We start from the raw sequence: 15,879 nt of genomic DNA, 5'->3' as shown, positions 1-15,879 counted from the left end.
CTCCTTACGCTTTCTCGATGTTGACCAGAAACGCCTTGTACTCCGGCGTTTGCGAGTTGGAATCGCCGACGTTTGGCGTCAGGGTGTTGGCGATGTAGCCTTTCTGCGCCACGCCCTCAAAGCCCCAGTGCAGCGGGATCCCGACGGTTTCCACCTGCTGTCCGTGCACGTTCAGGCTTTGGAGACGACGCGTCACCACCGCCACCGCGCGAATAAAGCCGCGCTTGCTGCTCACCTCCACGCGGTCGCCGTTGGCAATGCCTTTCGCCTTCGCTAGCGTCTCGCTGATCTCCACAAACTGTTCCGGCTGCGCGATGGCGTTCAGCCGCGCGTGCTTGGTCCAGGTGTGGAAATGCTCGGTCAGGCGATAGGTCGTCCCCACGTACGGGAACTTGTCCTTTTTGCCCAGCCGCAGCACGTCCTCTTCGTAGATGCGCACCACCGGGCTTGAGATGACGTTTGGATGCAGCGGGTTGGTGCCCAGCGGCGTTTCCATCGGCTCGTAGTGTTCCGGGAACGGCCCTTCCGCCAGCTTGTTGAGGGCAAACAGGCGTCCCAGCCCTTCCGGCTGCATGATGAACGGCCCGGTGTTGCTGCCCGGCTGGGCGGTGTTGTAGTCCGGGATATCGTTCCCCGTCCACTTCGCCCCGTTCCACTGGATCAGCATGCGTTTCGGATCCCACGGCTTGCCGTTTACGTCTGCAGACGCGCGGTTGTACAGCACGCGACGGTTCAGCGGCCACGCCCATGCCCAGCCCAGCGTATTGCCCAGCCCGGACGGATCGGCGTTGTCGCGGTTGGCCATCTGGTTGCCCTGCTCCGTCCAGCTGCCGGTGTAGATCCAGCAGGACGACGCCGTCGTGCCGTCGTCGCGCAGCAGCGCGAAGCTGTTCAGCAGCTGGCCTTTCTTCGCCACCAGGTTGCCCCTGGCGTCATAGAGATCCGCCAGCGCCACGCCGTTGTTCTCTTTTGCGACCTCTTCAGACTCAGGATGGTCCGGCTGCTTGTAGCCCCAGCCCATTTTCAGCAGCGGCTCAGCGCCTTTGCCGCCTTCGGTGCGGTACATCTCGCGCAGTCGGTGGTAAATCCCGGCGAGGATCTCACCGTCATTACGCGCTTCGCCCGGCGCATCCTGACCTTTCCAGTGCCACTGCAGCCAGCGGCCGGAGTTTGCGATGGAACCGTCCTCTTCCGCAAAGCAGGTGGACGGCAGGCGGAACACTTCGGTCTGAATCGACGCCGGGTCGACATCGTTCGATTCCCCGTGGTTTTGCCAGAAGGTGGAGGTCTCGGTCACCAGCGGGTCGATAACGACCATGTACTTCAGCTTGCTCAGGCTGCGAACGACTTTGTTCTTGTCCGGGAAGGAGGCCACCGGGTTAAAGCCCTGGCAGATATACCCCGTGACGCTGCCCTTATCCATCATGTTGAAGTACTTGATGACGTCGTACGCCTGGTCCCACTTCGGCAGCCACTCAAAGCCCCAGTCGTTCTCCTTCTGCGCCGCGTCGCCGTAGAAGGATTTCATCAGGCTGACGTAGAACTTCGGATAGTTGCTCCAGTAGTTCACCTGGTCCGGCAGCGTCGCTTTTGGCGTATTCGCCGCCAGATAACTTTGCAGATCCGTCTGCTTTTCAGACGGCAGCGTCAGGTAGCCCGGCAGGCTGGTCGAGAGCAGGCCAAGGTCGGTGAGCCCCTGAATATTTGAGTGACCGCGCAGCGCGTTCACGCCGCCTCCCGCCATCCCCATGTTGCCGAGCAGCAGCTGGATCATCGCCATGGTGCGGATGTTCTGCGCACCCACGGTGTGCTGCGTCCAGCCCAGCGCGTAGAGGAATGTTGTGGTTCTGTCGGCGGCGCTGGTGGAGGCCAGCACTTCACACACCTTCAGGAAGTCCGCTTTCGGCGTGCCGCAGATGTTTTCCACCATGTCCGGCGTATAGCGGGAAACGTGCTGCTTCAGCAGGTTCCATACGCAGCGCGGGTGCGTCAGGGTTTCATCACGCAGCGCGTAGCCGTTTTCATCGAACTGATAGTTCCAGGACGTTTTATCGTACTGGCGTTTTTCGGCGTCATAGCCGCTAAACAGCCCGTCATCAAAGGCAAAATCATCCCGCACCAGCAGGTTCGCGTTGGTGTAGTGCTTAACGTATTCCGCGTTGATTTTGTTGTTTTCGATCAGGTACAGCAGCACGCCGGACAGGAACGTAATGTCCGTACCGGAACGGATTGGCGCATAGATATCGGCCACCGATGCCGTGCGCGTAAAGCGCGGATCGACGACGATAAGCGTCGCATCGTTGTTGTTTTTCGCCTCCATCGCCCAGCGGAACCCCACCGGATGGGCTTCCGCGGCGTTTCCGCCCATCACCACCACGACGTTAGCGTTTTTGATATCAACCCAGTGGTTGGTCATCGCACCGCGACCAAATGTTGGAGCAAGACTTGCTACCGTTGGTCCGTGTCAGACGCGCGCCTGGTTATCTACCGCCAGCATGCCGAGAGAGCGCACAAATTTTTGCGTCAGCATGCCGGTTTCATTACTCGCCGCCGAGGCGCACAGCATGCCGGTGGATAACCAGCGGTTAACCGTTACGCCCTGGGCGTTCTTTTCAATAAAGTTAGCGTCGCGGTCGGCTTTCATTAATTTGGCAATACGGGAGAAGGCCTCATCCCAGGAGATACGCTGCCATTTATCAGAACCCGGCGCGCGGTATTCCGGGTAGCGCAGGCGGTTTTCGCTGTGAACGTAGTCCAGCAGCCCCGCCCCTTTCGGGCAAAGTGCGCCGCGGCTCACCGGATGATCCGGATCCCCTTCAATATGGTAAATCGCTTCTCTGGCGTTCTTCGCGCCATCGCCCAGGCTATACATTAAAAGCCCACAACCTACGGAGCAGTATGTGCAGGTGTTACGGATCTCTTTTGCGCGGAGCAGCTTATAGTTGCGTGCCTGCGCCAGCGCCATTTTGGGAGCAAATCCCAGCATGGCTGCCGTTGTTCCGGCCATACCGCCCGCGCAGATTTTAAAAAATTGTCTGCGGCTGACGTCCATTGTTGTCCTCGTTATCTGAAAAGACTTCGCGCCGCAAACTAACAGCAAAGCCCCTGTTTTTTTTGCGTCAAATCAAGGTCATCTGCCTTCCCCCCCTTAATAGTCACCCCCGGTAAATCTAAATACCCCTTTTTGATTAACGGTTTAAGAGAATAATTGGCGACAGCGTCAGGTTGAATGCGATACATTTTTCCTTTGATTGTTATTGCAATGGCGAAGTAATGGACAGAAAAAGAGCAACGCTTATTGGGCTCGCGGCAATACTGTTATGGAGTACCATGGTCGGCCTTATTCGCAGCGTGAGTGAGGGACTGGGCCCGGTAGGCGGTGCGGCGATGATTTACACCCTCAGCGGATTACTGTGTCTGGTGACGGTAGGATTTCCTGATATCAGGCGGTTTTCACCCCGCTATCTTATTGCCGGCAGCGTTTTATTTGTCAGCTACGAAATATGCCTGGCGCTGTCGCTGGGCTATGCCGCAACGCGATCGCAGGCGATTGAAGTGGGCATGGTCAATTACCTTTGGCCAAGCCTGACCATTGTGTTTGCCATCTTGTTCAACGGACAAAAATCAACCCTGTGGGTGATCCCCGGCTTATCCGTCTCATTGCTGGGCGTTTGCTGGGTATTGGGCGGTGAACAAGGTTTACATCTTGATGAAATAACCCGCAATATTGTTTCCAGCCCGCTGAGCTACGCGCTGGCGTTTGCCGGGGCATTTATCTGGGCCGCCTACTGCACGGTCACCAGCAAATTTGCGAAAGGACAAAACGGCATCACGCTGTTTGTTTTGCTGACCGCGCTGAGCCTGTGGGTGAAATATTTCCTGAGCGATCAGCCCGAGATGGTGTTTACGCTTCCGGTGATAGTGAAACTCGTCATGTGCGGTATTGCGCTTGGGTTTGGTTACGCCGCATGGAATATTGGCATCCTTCACGGTAACGTCACGGTACTCGCTGCCGTATCCTATTTTACCCCTGTCTTCTCCGCCGCGCTTGCCGCCGCAGTGCTGAGTTCGCCCCTCTCATTCTCGTTCTGGCAAGGCGCGCTGATGGTCTGCGCCGGGTCGTTGCTCTGCTGGTACGCAACAAGACAATAATGTCGGTTTTGCTGTCGAGAAATATTTATCCCGACAGCAAATAATTAACATAAATTTAATATGTGAGCGCACGCCAAAATATTCTTATGAACAGTAGAGCACGTGTTTAGATTCTGTTTATATTCCACCCCCTTTCGTAAATTCCGGCCCTCCCGCATTGACATAAATTGACACCGGTGGGTGATTAATACTGTCCAAATACTCACAGGATTAATAGCACAAAGTGCAATAGTATGCTTCTGTTTATTTCAGCCTTCAGAACGGAAATTCCGTGCATTAAAGCTATAAAACAAGGTATTACGGCTATAAAGACCATTCACCCCTCAAAAATGAACGGAAATACCGATAATTACCACTTTTTATAAAACCATAAAGAAACTATATCCACAGCAATCAACCCGGCAATTAATTGATTAAATGCTAATCATTTGACGCTATTTCATCGTCATTTACCCGATCTCGATCACACTAAATGAAATTATTGCTAATAATTTGAAACTTATTATTGAAATAGGACTACAAGATTTTTAAAAATAGCATGCCATTGACGATCAGCCTCGTTTAGAAATCGTTCAAAGTGGCTCAGGAAATACCAAAGAAAATTATAAGGAACATTTAAGATGAAACTTAAATTAGTTGCAGTGGCAGTGACTTCCATGTTGGCAGCAGGCGTTGTAAACGCGGCTGAAATTTATAACAAAGACGGTAACAAGCTGGATCTGTACGGTAAAGTAACAGGTCTGCACTATTTCTCTGATGATACTGATAACGACGGCGACAAAACTTACGTTCGTCTGGGCTTCAAAGGCGAAACTCAGATCAACGATCAGCTTTCCGGTTACGGCCAGTGGGAATATGAGTTCAAAGGCAACCGTTCTGAATCACAGGGCTCTGACGGCAACAAAACCCGTCTGGCCTTCGCGGGTCTGAAATTCAACGAATTCGGTTCATTCGACTACGGTCGTAACTACGGTGTTGCTTACGACATCGGCGCGTGGACTGACGTTCTGCCAGAGTTCGGTGGCGATACCTGGACTCAGACCGATGGCTTTATGACTGGCCGTACGACTGGCGTTGCAACCTACCGTAACACCGACTTCTTCGGTCTGGTTGACGGTCTGAACGTTGCCGCTCAGTACCAGGGTAAAAACGACCGTAACGACATCACCGAAGCGAACGGTGACGGCTGGGGTCTGTCTTCTACCTATGAAATGGACGGTTTCGGTGTCGGTGCAACCTACGCGAAATCTGACCGTACTGACCGTCAGGTTGCTGCAGGTCGCGTCGCTAACACCGTTAACGCTGGCGGTGAGAACGCAGAAGTATGGGCTGCTGGCCTGAAATACGATGCGAACAACATCTATCTGGCAACCACCTACTCTGAAACCCGCAACATGACCAACTTCGGTGACGGTTATATCGCGAACAAAGCTCAGAACTTCGAAGTTGTTGCTCAGTACCAGTTCGACTTTGGCCTGCGTCCATCCATCGCTTACCTGAAATCCAAAGGTAAAGACCTGGGTTCATACGGCGACCATGATCTGGTTGAATACGTTGACGTTGGCGCGAGCTACTACTTCAACAAAAACATGTCTACCTATGTTGATTACAAAATCAACCTGGTTGACGACAACAGCTTCACCAAAGCAACTGGCGTTGCTACCGACAACATCGTAGCTGTAGGCCTGACCTACCAGTTCTAAGATTTGTCACGATAAAAGGCCAGCCCATGCGGCTGGCTTTTTTTATACGGATTTCTGGCGTCAACAAGGAGTACGCCATGCACATATTCAAAGGACGCTGCTTGTGCGGAATGAGTCAGTTCAGCGTGAGCCTCAATAATTTTGACGTATACGCATGTCACTGCACCCAATGCCAGAAGTGGTCGGGCGGCATTGCCATGTATCTTGAGCCGCAGGGCGAACCGCTTCTTGAGCAAGACTCTATCGCCCCTTCTCATTTCGCGTCATCGGCGCGCGGTGAACGCTGGTTCTGTCCCGGCTGCGGCTGCCCGCTGTGGTTCAAACTGACCTCCACGTCGCGCTATTTCATTCCCTGGACGCTGCTTGAGATGGGCGAAGATGAGCGACGCCGGCTGGTGCTCGCCGCGGAAATCTACACCGAAACCCAGCCCGCTTTTTTTGGCCTGACCGGGCAATACGCACGCTACAGCGGTTCGGAAATTGAAGCGCTTGATAAGCAGTGCCTGCTTACGCCGTAAGCGGTTCAACGCCTGCAGCCCGACGAAGCCAGTTTTGCAGCAGCTTACCGTCCTCGGTCATCTCTGAATCGGCACGCGTGCAAAGATAATAGTCGCGCCCGTCATCAATGGGTAAGTCAAATATCTTAACCAGCTCGCCGCTCTCAAGATAAGGCGCGATCAGCGGCTCGCGCATCAGCGCGCAGCCCAGCCCGGCCTGTACGCCCGCCAGCGTCAACAGTCCGTCTTCAAACAAAGGGCCGCTGCGCCGCAGAGACCGTTTTACCCCCTGCAACTGAAACCACTGCGGCCAGCTGGTGCGCTCCTCATCATGCAGCAGCGGCATTTGCAGCAGTTGCTCAGGCGTATCGATATGGCCATGAATGCGCAAAAACGCGCGGCTGCACACCGGCACCATCTGTCCGGAAATCAGCTTTTCGCTCTGATAGCCCGCCCACTGGCCGTTACCAAAACGAATCGACATATCCGACGCATCGCTCAGATAGTTACGATGGTTGGCATACACAACGTTAATCTCGGTCTGCGGGTTGGCGCGCATAAAATCAGGCAGACGCGGGATAAACCACCCCATGCCAAAAAGCGGGATCAGGCTGATGGTGACCTGACGCGTTTGCGCCTGCTCTGCCAGATGCTCCGTTGCCTGGCGCAGCACGTTAAACGCCGCACGGATCGAGCGGTAATATTCACGTCCGTGCTGGCTCAGCACCAGCCTGCGCCCCTGACGTTCCGTCAGCGGCATTTGCAGATATCCTTCGAGCACCTTGAGCTGATGACTGACCGCCGACGGTGAGATATCCAACTCCTGCGCGGCCAGCGTGACGCTGCCCAGCCGGGCGATGGCCTCAAAGGCCCGGACGGCGCGAAGCGGCGGGTCGTTTGCCAGACGGCTGTCTGCATACGCAGACAAAGCTGACGATTGTTCTGTTTTATTCATATGTTGATTTCTTTAGGCTTTTCACCTGCAAATACGATTGAATTATATTTATATAAATCATAAAGATAATGCAATGCCGGTTTATCATAAGAAATAATATATGTGTATTTTACAATTTAATTCATTTATCGGATGGTAGCCGCAGAAAAAAGACTTTGCGGGAACAGACGTTGGATACACTCATACAACAACTGATCAACGGTGTGATGCTGGGCAGCATTTATGCGCTGATCGCGCTGGGCTATACCATGGTGTATGGCATCTTGCGCATTATTAACTTTGCTCACGGCGATATTCTGATGGTCGGTGCGCTCACCACCCTTTCCGCCATTAACGCCCTGAACGCCGCCTTCCCTCACATGCCGCTGCTGTTACAGCTTGGCGTTGCCCTGGTGATTGCCATGGCCGTTTGCGCCCTGCTGGCAATGGCCGTGGAGCGCTTTGCCTATCGTCGACTGCGCAACGCCCCGCGCCTGGCACCGCTTATCTCGGGTATCGGCGTCTCGGTCCTGCTGCAAACCGTGGCGATGATTATCTGGACGCGCAACCCGCTGATGTTCCCGCAGATCCTGCCCATGGAACCGATCGCCGTGACGTCAGGAAGCGAACTGCATCCCCCCGCCATTGTGACCGTCACCGGCATTGTTACCGTGGCGCTGGCGCTTGCGGTGATGACCGGGCTATGGCTGCTGGTGGAATACACCCGCCTGGGCCGCGGCATGCGCGCCGTGGCGGAAAACCCTCGCGTTGCCACGCTGATGGGGGTTAACCCCAATGCCATTATTACCCTGACGTTCGCCATTGGCGGCGTGTTCGCCGCGCTGGCAGGCGTCATGATGGCCAGCAACTACGGCAACGCCAGCTTCTCGATGGGCTTTTTGCCCGGGATCAAAGCCTTTACCGCCGCCGTGCTGGGAGGCATTGGTAACATTCGTGGCGCCATGATTGGCGGGATCCTGCTCGGCATTATCGAAGCGCTGGGCGCAGGTTACCTGGGTGAACTGACCCACGGCGTCTTCGGCAGCAACTATCAGGACGTCTTTGCCTTCATGGTTCTGATTCTGGTGCTGGTCTTCCGTCCGGCAGGCCTCCTGGGCGAGCGCGTGGCGCAAAGGGCGTAAGGAATACCATGACAACACTTCAACTCCAGACTCCGGCGACGACGCGCAAATTCTGGTCAGGCATGAGCCTGTTCTGCCTCGCGCTGCTGGTGGCGCCCGTGGTGGCCACGCAGCTTGGCGGCAACTACTGGGTACGCGTTATCGACTTCGCCCTGCTCTACATCATGCTGGCTCTGGGGCTCAATATTGTGGTGGGCTATACCGGCCTGCTGGACATGGGCTTTATCGCCTTTTACGCGGTTGGCGCTTATCTCGCTGCGCTGATGGCCTCCCCACACCTGCTGGAGGTGTTTCCTGTTCTCGGCGTCTGGTTCCCGGACGGGCTGCACACGTCATATCTGCTGATTATTCCGATGGCGGCGCTCGTCGCTGCGGTCTGCGGCATTTTACTGGGTGCTCCCACGCTGAAGCTGCGCGGGGACTACCTGGCGATAGTGACCCTCGGCTTTGGCGAAATCATCCGCATCCTGATGCGCAACCTCGACCGTCCGGTGAACATCACCAACGGTGCGAAGGGCATTACCGGGGTGGATACGCTGAATCTGTTCGGCCTGAAGTTTAGCGGCGTATACCACTGGTTAGGTTTCAAAGTGCCCGCGCTGTGGCTGTGGTACTACCTGCTGATGCTGGTGATTGTGGCGATTATTTTTGTCTGCCTGCGCCTGCAGCATTCCCGTATTGGTCGCGCCTGGCACGCCATCCGTGAAGATGAGGATGTGGCCCGCGCGATGGGCATCAACGTGCGTAACTATAAGCTGCTGGCCTTTGCGATGGGAGCCTCTTTTGGCGGCGTGGCGGGTGCCCTGTTCGGCGCGTTTCAGGGCTTTGTCTCCCCGGAATCCTTCACGTTACAGGAATCCATTGCCGTGCTGGCTATGGTGGTGCTGGGCGGGATGGGACACATTCCGGGCGTGATCCTCGGCGCGGTACTGCTTACCGCCCTGCCGGAACTGCTGCGCAGTCAGGCAGCTCCGGTTCAGCAGGCGCTGTTCGGTACGGTACTGATTGACCCGGAAGTGCTGCGTCAGCTGTTCTATGGCCTGGCGCTGGTGCTGGTCATGCTGGTGCGTCCTGCCGGGATCTGGCCGGTACGCCACAAGGAGGTGAATACATGAGTCTGTTAACCGTACGCAACATGTCCAAACGCTTCGGAGGGCTTACCGCCGTGGATGACGTTTCGATCGCCGTGAACAAAGGCGAGATCTACGGCCTGATTGGTCCTAACGGGGCGGGAAAAACCACCTGTTTTAACCTGATCACCGGGCTTTATCCGGCGGACAGCGGTGAATTTTCAATTGCCGACAAGCCCTATTTCCCAAAGCACATTGAGAAAGTCACCGCCGCCGGGATCGCACGCACCTTCCAGAACGTGCGCCTCTTTAACGACATGTCGGTGCTGGAAAACGTGATGGTGGGCCGCCACGTGCGCACCCGTAACGGCCTGTGGGCCGCGCTGAGCCGTCACAAACGCGCTCGCGAAGAAGAGAAACAGACTCGAGAACTGGCCTGGCACTGGCTGGAGTACACCGGCATTGCGAAGTTCGCCCACTACCGCGCCTGCGATCTGGCCTATGGTCATCAGCGCCGTCTGGAGATTGCCCGCGCGCTGGCAACAGATCCGCTGCTGCTGGCGCTGGATGAGCCCGCCGCCGGGATGAACGCGGCGGAAAAAGTGGCGCTCGGCGAGCTGCTTATCCGACTGCGCGATGACGGCAAAACTCTGCTGATGATTGAACATGACGTCAAGCTGGTGATGGGCATCTGCGATCGCCTGACGGTGCTTGATTACGGCAAAACGCTCGCCAGCGGCACGCCGGAGAGCGTGCGTCGAGACCCGGCAGTGATCGCCGCCTGGCTTGGAGGCAACGCCCATGTCTGAATTACTGAAGGTGGAACGTGTGGACGTGCATTACGGCGGCATTCAGGCCGTACGCGATGCCTCCTTTACCCTGCGCGAGGGCGAACAGGCTACGCTGATCGGCGCTAACGGCGCGGGGAAAAGCTCCACCGTGCGCGCCATTACCGGTCTGGAAAGCTTTAGCGGCCGTATTGAATTCAACGGTAAAGCGGTGCGTAAGCACAGGCCCGAATCGCTGCTCCGCGACGGACTGGTGATGGTCCCGGAAGGCCGGGGGATCTTCTCCCGAATGACGGTGCTGGAAAACCTGCAGATGGGTGCCTGGCTCAGGCGTGACACTGTCACCGTCAGGCGCGAGATGAACGAGATCTTCGAGCGCTTCCCGCGCCTGGGAGAACGCCAGCATCAGCTCGCTGGCCTGCTTTCCGGCGGAGAACAACAGCTGCTGGCCCTTAACCGCGCCCTGCTCAGCCGCCCGCGGCTGCTGATCCTCGACGAGCCGTCGATGGGCCTTGCCCCGAAGATGGTCGAGAACATTTTTGCCGTTATCGCCGGGCTGCGCGAACGCGGCGTTGCCCTGCTGCTTATCGAACAAAACGCCCGTCTCGCGCTGGAAGTCACCGACAGCGCGTGGGTGATGGACAGCGGCAGCATCGTCCATCACGGCGAATCGAAAGCGCTGCTCAATGATGACCAGATTGCACAGATTTATTTGGGCGAAATGCCTGTTTAACAACACCAGCCAACATCAGGGAAAAACAATGAAAACAGTAAAAATCAGTGCGCTCAGCGCCGCTATCCTCCTCGGCAGTTTTGCCTCGACGTTCGCGTGGGCAGTCGACGGTGAAACCGTGGTTATCGGTCTGGCAGGCCCGCTCACCGGCCCGTCTGCCCGTATCGGTAAGGATCTGGAGAACGGCGCGCAGTTGGCCATCGACGACATTAACAAGCAGCACCCGACCATCGGCGGCAAAGCGGTGACCTTCAAACTGCAGTCCGAAGACGATCAGTCCGACCCGCGCACCGCCGTGGCCGTGGCGCAGCGTCTGGTGGATAGCGGCGTGGCGGGCGTTGTAGGTCACTGGAACACCGGTACCAGCATTCCTGCCGCACGCGTCTATCACGATGCGGGCATCGCACAGGTGGCACCGGTCGCGACCGGTCACGCCTATACCAAACAGGGTTTTGACACCAGCTTCCGCGTGATGGGCCACGACGACGACGGCGGTCAGCTAGCCGGCCAGTACGCGGTTAATACGCTGAAAGCCAAACGTATTGCGGTGATCGACGACCGCACCGCATTTGGTCAGGGTCTGGCGGACCAGTTTATTAAATCGCTTGAAGCGCAGGGCGTGAAGGTTGTCGATCGTCAGTACGTTGATGACAAAACGGTGGATTTCAGCGCCGTGCTGACCGCCATCCGCAGTAAAAACGCCGATCTGATCTTCTTCGGCGGCGTCGACAGCCAGGCCGCACCGCTGGCGCGTCGTATCAAACAGCTGGGCATGAACGCCACCCTGATGGGCGCAGGCGGATTTGTCAGCCAGACGTTCCTGCAGCTGGCGCAGAAAGAAGGCGAAGGCGTGGTCGCGCTGGAGCCGGGCCTGCCCGTTGACGAGATGCCGGGTGGAAAGGCTTTCGAACAGGCTTATCAGTCGCGCTACCACACCCATATCGAACTGCACGCCCCGTTCGCCTATGACGCCACCCGCGTGCTGGTTGCGGCGATGGAAAAAGCAAACTCCGTTGAGCCGTCCTACTATCTGCCCGCCCTGCGCGCCATCAGCTACTCCGGCGTCACCGGACAGATCGCGTTTGATAAAGAAGGTAACCTGAAATCGCCGTCCTTCACCGTTTACAAAGTTGTCGACGGCAAATGGCAGCCGCAAACCGTGCTGGGTGGCGCAAAAGCGAAGTAACGCAGCGAGGGCAATGTGATGAGTGATAATAACGAGCTGGGCATTCTCGCCCGCCGCAAAATTGAAGCAGAAATTATAAAGCCAATTTATGAAATCCTGGTGCGCGAGATAGGGAAAACCCGCGCCCAGGCGGTCATTGGCGAGGCCATTGAGCAGGCCGCGATTGACGCTGGCAAAGCGTTTGCCAGCAAAGAACCCAACGGCGCGGACGTCAAGAGCTTCATCGCCCTGCAGTATCTGTGGGAAAAAGATAACGCCCTGGACGTGAAGGTGATCGACGCCGACGATCAGCAGTACAACTACAACGTGACCCGCTGCCGCTACGCGGAGATGTATCACGAGATGGGGCTGGGCGAGATTGGTCATCTGCTCTCCTGCGCGCGCGATGAAAAATTCATCGTTGGCTATGCGCCGGACGTGAAGCTGACCCGCACGACCACCATCATGCAGGGCGGTTCGTGCTGTGATTTCCGCTACCGCAGCAGTAAGGACAAGCCATGATCCGCGTCAACGCCGAACGGCTGTGGTCAACGCTTGAGATGATGGCACAGATCGGCGGCACGCCCGCCGGCGGCGTGACCCGTCTGGCGCTGAGCGAGGAAGATCGTATTGCGCGTAACCTGCTGCGCGACTGGGCGCTGGACGCGGGTTTCACCTGCGACGTCGACAGCATGGGCAATATGTTTATCCGTCGCGCGGGGAAAAACCCGCAGCTTGCCCCGGTCATGACGGGTTCACATGTGGATACCCAGCCGCTGGGCGGTAACTACGACGGGGTTTACGGCGTGCTGGCCGGGCTGGAGCTGCTGCGAACCCTTAACGACCATAACGTTGAGACTGAACGTGACGTTGTGCTGGTGAACTGGACCAACGAAGAAGGCGCGCGCTTTGCGCCGGCCATGCTCTCTTCAGGGGTCTGGACGGGACAGTTTAGCGAAGCGTACGCGCATGCCCGCGCGGATAACGAAGGCACTACCGTGAGCGAAGCGCTGGAGAGCATTGGCTACCGGGGTGAAACCCCTGCCCGTGCGTTTCCCGTTCACGCCTGCTACGAACTGCACATCGAACAGGGTCCGATCCTGGAAGATGAGGCCATTGATATCGGGTTAGTCTGCGCGGCAATGGGCCAGCGCTGGTTTACCCTGACGCTGGACGGATTCGCCGCCCACGCGGGCACGACGCCGATGCACAGCCGCCGCGACGCGCTGACCGCCTTCGCGGAGCTGGCGCTGAAGGTGGAAGATATTGGCTATCGGCATGCGCCGGACGGACGCGCGACGATCGGCATGGCGAAGGTTACGCCAAACTCGCGCAACGTTGTGCCGTCTCGCGTGGTATGCAGCGTTGAGTTTCGCCATCCGGCGCAGGCGGCACTGGAAGCCATGGAGGCGGCGCTGCATAAGGTGGCTGAAAGCCTGAGCCTGCGCGGCGTGTCGGCACTCGTTGAGCGCATTTTTGACTACGCGCCCATCGCGTTTGACGCCGAATGCCTGGCGCGTTCGGAGAAGGCCGTGGCGGAACTGGGCTATTCGTCGAAACCGATGGTCTCCGGTGCGGGACACGACGCCTGCTATGTCAGCAAAATGGCACCGGCCAGCATGATCTTTATCCCCTGCGTGAAAGGCATCAGCCATAACCAAGCGGAAAGGATCCTGCCAGAGTGGGCGGAGAAAGGGGCGAACGTGTTATTGCATAGCGTTCTATCCGCGGCCCTTGAGAGATAGAACGGTGCGAAAGCAGAAGAGCTCTGCTTTCGCCAGAGTCTACACGGCAACGCGCCGGCTGATTTCGACAACCCGATCGCTGGGAAGGTGATAGTGGTTGATGACGTGCGTGCAGTTGCGCTTCATGAACGCAAAGATGTGCCGTTGCCAGGCCGCCATTCCTGCCTCACCCTCGCCTGCCACAATGGTTTCATGCCCGACATACCAGGTGGCGTCATCCGTGGCAAAAAGCGCGTTAATCTCGCTGACACCCTGCAACAAACGCGGGATGTCCGGGTGTTCCATAAAGCCATACTGCGCCACGCCGTGCCAGTAGCCCGGCGCGCGCTGCTCTACCCTGATGCGTTGTTCTTCCCCCACGTAGGGCACATTCAGAATATCAATGGTAAGCGACAACACGTCCTGCTGTAGCGCCCGGTTTCGCGCGACGTGCCAGCGCATGACCGGCGGGATATTGTTCTGTGTCCGGGTCAAAAAGACGGCGGAGCCCGCCACTCTGGGCACCGTTTTTTGCTGAAGCTGGGCAAAGAACGCATCCACGCTGACGCCCTTCTCGCCCACCGATGCGGATACCGCCTTGACGCCGCGGTGCCAGATCAGCATCACCGTACAAATCGCTGCGGCCATCAGCAGCGGAATATAGCCGCCTTCAAGGACCTTAATCAGATTGGCAAACAGGAAGGTGGCATCAATCACCAGGAAGCAGAGGGCAATCACCGCGCTGCTGGCCAGGCTCCAGCGCCACACTTCGCGCATTGCCACAAACAGCAGCCCCGTGGTCATCAGCATGGTTAACGACACGGCAATGCCGTACGCGGCGGCGAGCTTATCGGAGGATTTAAAGAACACCACCAGCCCGATGGTCACCCCCATCAGCAGCCAGTTGATTATCCCGATATAAATCTGGCCGTAGCTTTCCGCCGCCGTCTGCTTGATGCGTAATCGGGGTAACCAGCCAAGCTGTATGGCCTGGCGCGTCATGGAAAAAGCGCCGGTGATAATCGCCTGACAGGCAATGATCGTCGCCAGCGCGGCAAGAACGATGAGCGGAACCTGGAGCACAGGCGGACAGAGCGTGTAGAAAAGGTTTTGCTTGCTGTCGGCACCGGCCAGAATCAGCGCTGACTGGCCGGCATAGTTGAGCAGCAGCGAAGGAAAGACGATGCCGTACCAGGCAAGCCAGATGGGCTTTTTGCCAAAATGCCCCATGTCTGCATACAGGGCCTCGGCACCCGTCACGCAGAGAAAAACGCCGCCCAGGACCAGGAAACTGGTGTACCCGTTAGAAAACAAAAACGCGATGCCGTACGCAGGGTTGAGGGCCAGCAATACCGACGGGTGTTGAACGATCCCCCGCACGCCCAGGGCAGCAATCGCCAAAAACCAAACCGCCATAACCGGGCCAAATATTTTCCCTATGCGAGCAGTACCAAAAGGCTGAAGAAGAAACAGCGCCAGCAGGACCGCCACCGTCAGGGGCAATATGTACGGCTGAGATTCAGGAATGACCATCTCCAGCCCTTCAAGGGCAGAAAGCACGGAGATAGCCGGGGTTATCGCGCCGTCACCGTAAATTAAAGCGGCACCGATAAGGGCGGAAAAAATAACCCAGCGTCCGCCTTTGCCTTTCTCCACCAGAAGCGACATCAGGGCCATGATGCCCCCCTCGCCATGATTATCAATTCGCATGGCAAAGGCGGCATATTTTATGGACGTTACCAGGATGAGTGTCCAGGTAATCAGGGAGAGCAGGCCCAGTATGACGCCGGGCGTCGGGTCATGCTCAGAGAGCGACAGCACAGTGCGGAAGGTATAGAGCGGGCTGGTGCCGATATCACCAAAAACGACGCCCAGAGCGCCCCCTGCAAGCAGGGTTAACCGGGAGAGCGGTTGGGACGGTTCACTGCTGTGGCGAGGGCTCATATTTTCCAGCAAGAGTCAGATAATCCT

At 57.1% G+C, this 15,879-nt stretch carries 13 protein-coding genes; 10 read left to right on the top strand and 3 right to left on the bottom strand.

Annotation, left to right across the window (positions count from 1 at the left end; all coding sequences use genetic code 11):
* Positions 1-4: 4 nt before the first annotated feature.
* Positions 5-3,052 carry a formate dehydrogenase-N subunit alpha gene (fdnG, locus tag INF68_RS04555; RefSeq protein WP_126786927.1) on the bottom strand — a complete coding sequence of 1,016 codons (3,048 nt, stop codon included), beginning with the start codon at positions 3,050-3,052 and terminating at the stop codon, positions 5-7.
* Positions 3,053-3,273: 221 nt separating this feature from the next.
* On the opposite strand from fdnG, the gene yddG reads away from it, so the two are divergent.
* From yddG to INF68_RS04540, 3 genes are all read left to right on the top strand, one after another.
* Entirely contained in the window at positions 3,274-4,152 is an 879-nt protein-coding gene (gene yddG / locus INF68_RS04550; RefSeq protein WP_126786928.1) for an aromatic amino acid DMT transporter YddG, read from the top strand.
* Positions 4,153-4,772: 620 nt separating this feature from the next.
* Entirely contained in the window at positions 4,773-5,855 is a 1,083-nt protein-coding gene (gene ompC, locus INF68_RS04545) for a porin OmpC (protein WP_126786929.1), read from the top strand.
* A 77-nt stretch (positions 5,856-5,932) separates the two neighbouring features.
* Positions 5,933-6,373, top strand: coding sequence for a GFA family protein (locus INF68_RS04540; RefSeq protein WP_023311941.1), 441 nt, complete (start codon positions 5,933-5,935; stop codon positions 6,371-6,373).
* Here INF68_RS04540 and INF68_RS04535 read toward each other — a convergent pair.
* A complete protein-coding gene (locus INF68_RS04535) occupies positions 6,363-7,307 on the bottom strand; it encodes a LysR substrate-binding domain-containing protein (RefSeq protein ID WP_045399962.1) in 945 nt (314 codons plus the stop codon). The two genes, INF68_RS04540 and INF68_RS04535, sit on opposite strands and share 11 nt — an antisense overlap.
* Before the next feature lie 170 nt (positions 7,308-7,477).
* Here INF68_RS04535 and INF68_RS04530 point away from each other — a divergent pair, with 170 nt between their 5' ends.
* The 7 genes from INF68_RS04530 to INF68_RS04500 are packed head-to-tail and all read left to right on the top strand — an operon-like array spanning position 7,478 to position 13,929.
* Positions 7,478-8,428, top strand: a complete 951-nt coding sequence (locus INF68_RS04530) for a branched-chain amino acid ABC transporter permease (protein ID WP_126786930.1) — start codon at positions 7,478-7,480, stop codon at positions 8,426-8,428.
* Between the two features lie 8 nt (positions 8,429-8,436).
* Positions 8,437-9,543, top strand: coding sequence for a branched-chain amino acid ABC transporter permease (locus INF68_RS04525; RefSeq protein ID WP_126786931.1), 1,107 nt, complete (start codon positions 8,437-8,439; stop codon positions 9,541-9,543).
* Positions 9,540-10,307 (top strand): ABC transporter ATP-binding protein, encoded by a 768-nt coding sequence (locus INF68_RS04520; RefSeq protein WP_039262838.1) that lies wholly within the window; start codon positions 9,540-9,542, stop codon positions 10,305-10,307. The genes INF68_RS04525 and INF68_RS04520 overlap by 4 nt, the downstream gene beginning before the upstream one ends.
* Positions 10,300-11,019: an ABC transporter ATP-binding protein gene (locus INF68_RS04515; protein ID WP_126786932.1), complete on the top strand. Its 720-nt coding sequence runs from the start codon at positions 10,300-10,302 to the stop codon at positions 11,017-11,019. Before INF68_RS04520 ends, INF68_RS04515 begins: the two co-directional genes overlap by 8 nt.
* Positions 11,020-11,047: 28 nt before the next feature.
* On the top strand, positions 11,048-12,205 hold the full coding sequence (locus INF68_RS04510) for a branched-chain amino acid ABC transporter substrate-binding protein (protein ID WP_126786933.1): 1,158 nt from the start codon (positions 11,048-11,050) through the stop codon (positions 12,203-12,205).
* An 18-nt stretch (positions 12,206-12,223) separates the two neighbouring features.
* The gene (locus tag INF68_RS04505; RefSeq protein WP_047060950.1) at positions 12,224-12,706 is read left to right on the top strand and encodes an L-2-amino-thiazoline-4-carboxylic acid hydrolase; all 483 of its coding nucleotides are present in this window, start codon (positions 12,224-12,226) and stop codon (positions 12,704-12,706) included.
* Positions 12,703-13,929 carry a Zn-dependent hydrolase gene (locus INF68_RS04500; RefSeq protein ID WP_126786934.1) on the top strand — a complete coding sequence of 409 codons (1,227 nt, stop codon included), beginning with the start codon at positions 12,703-12,705 and terminating at the stop codon, positions 13,927-13,929. The genes INF68_RS04505 and INF68_RS04500 overlap by 4 nt, the downstream gene beginning before the upstream one ends.
* A gap of 39 nt (positions 13,930-13,968) precedes the next feature.
* Here the strand turns inward: INF68_RS04500 and INF68_RS04495 are convergent, their stop codons facing one another.
* Positions 13,969-15,852: a potassium transporter Kup gene (locus INF68_RS04495; protein ID WP_126786935.1), complete on the bottom strand. Its 1,884-nt coding sequence runs from the start codon at positions 15,850-15,852 to the stop codon at positions 13,969-13,971.
* Between the last annotated feature and the right edge of the window lie 27 nt (positions 15,853-15,879).

Origin of the sequence: Enterobacter cloacae complex sp. P16RS2 (assembly GCF_014982155.1) — a bacterium.
Lineage (GTDB): Bacteria > Pseudomonadota > Gammaproteobacteria > Enterobacterales > Enterobacteriaceae > Enterobacter > Enterobacter cloacae_M.
The sequence above is the reverse complement of the archived record's forward strand: the minus strand, read 5'-3'. Positions and strand labels throughout refer to the sequence as shown.

What these genes read in the sequence shown, in the direction of transcription:
- INF68_RS04505 (WP_047060950.1), top strand. Translation starts at nt 12,224, where the DNA reads ATGAGTGATAATAACGAGCTGGGCATTCTCGCCCGCCGCAAAATTGAA.
- INF68_RS04510 (WP_126786933.1), top strand. Translation starts at nt 11,048, where the DNA reads ATGAAAACAGTAAAAATCAGTGCGCTCAGCGCCGCTATCCTCCTCGGC.
- INF68_RS04535 (WP_045399962.1), bottom strand. Translation starts at nt 7,307, where the DNA reads ATGAATAAAACAGAACAATCGTCAGCTTTGTCTGCGTATGCAGACAGC.
- INF68_RS04540 (WP_023311941.1), top strand. Translation starts at nt 5,933, where the DNA reads ATGCACATATTCAAAGGACGCTGCTTGTGCGGAATGAGTCAGTTCAGC.
- INF68_RS04515 (WP_126786932.1), top strand. Translation starts at nt 10,300, where the DNA reads ATGTCTGAATTACTGAAGGTGGAACGTGTGGACGTGCATTACGGCGGC.
- INF68_RS04495 (WP_126786935.1), bottom strand. Translation starts at nt 15,852, where the DNA reads ATGAGCCCTCGCCACAGCAGTGAACCGTCCCAACCGCTCTCCCGGTTA.
- INF68_RS04525 (WP_126786931.1), top strand. Translation starts at nt 8,437, where the DNA reads ATGACAACACTTCAACTCCAGACTCCGGCGACGACGCGCAAATTCTGG.
- yddG (WP_126786928.1), top strand. Translation starts at nt 3,274, where the DNA reads ATGGACAGAAAAAGAGCAACGCTTATTGGGCTCGCGGCAATACTGTTA.
- INF68_RS04500 (WP_126786934.1), top strand. Translation starts at nt 12,703, where the DNA reads ATGATCCGCGTCAACGCCGAACGGCTGTGGTCAACGCTTGAGATGATG.
- INF68_RS04520 (WP_039262838.1), top strand. Translation starts at nt 9,540, where the DNA reads ATGAGTCTGTTAACCGTACGCAACATGTCCAAACGCTTCGGAGGGCTT.
- ompC (WP_126786929.1), top strand. Translation starts at nt 4,773, where the DNA reads ATGAAACTTAAATTAGTTGCAGTGGCAGTGACTTCCATGTTGGCAGCA.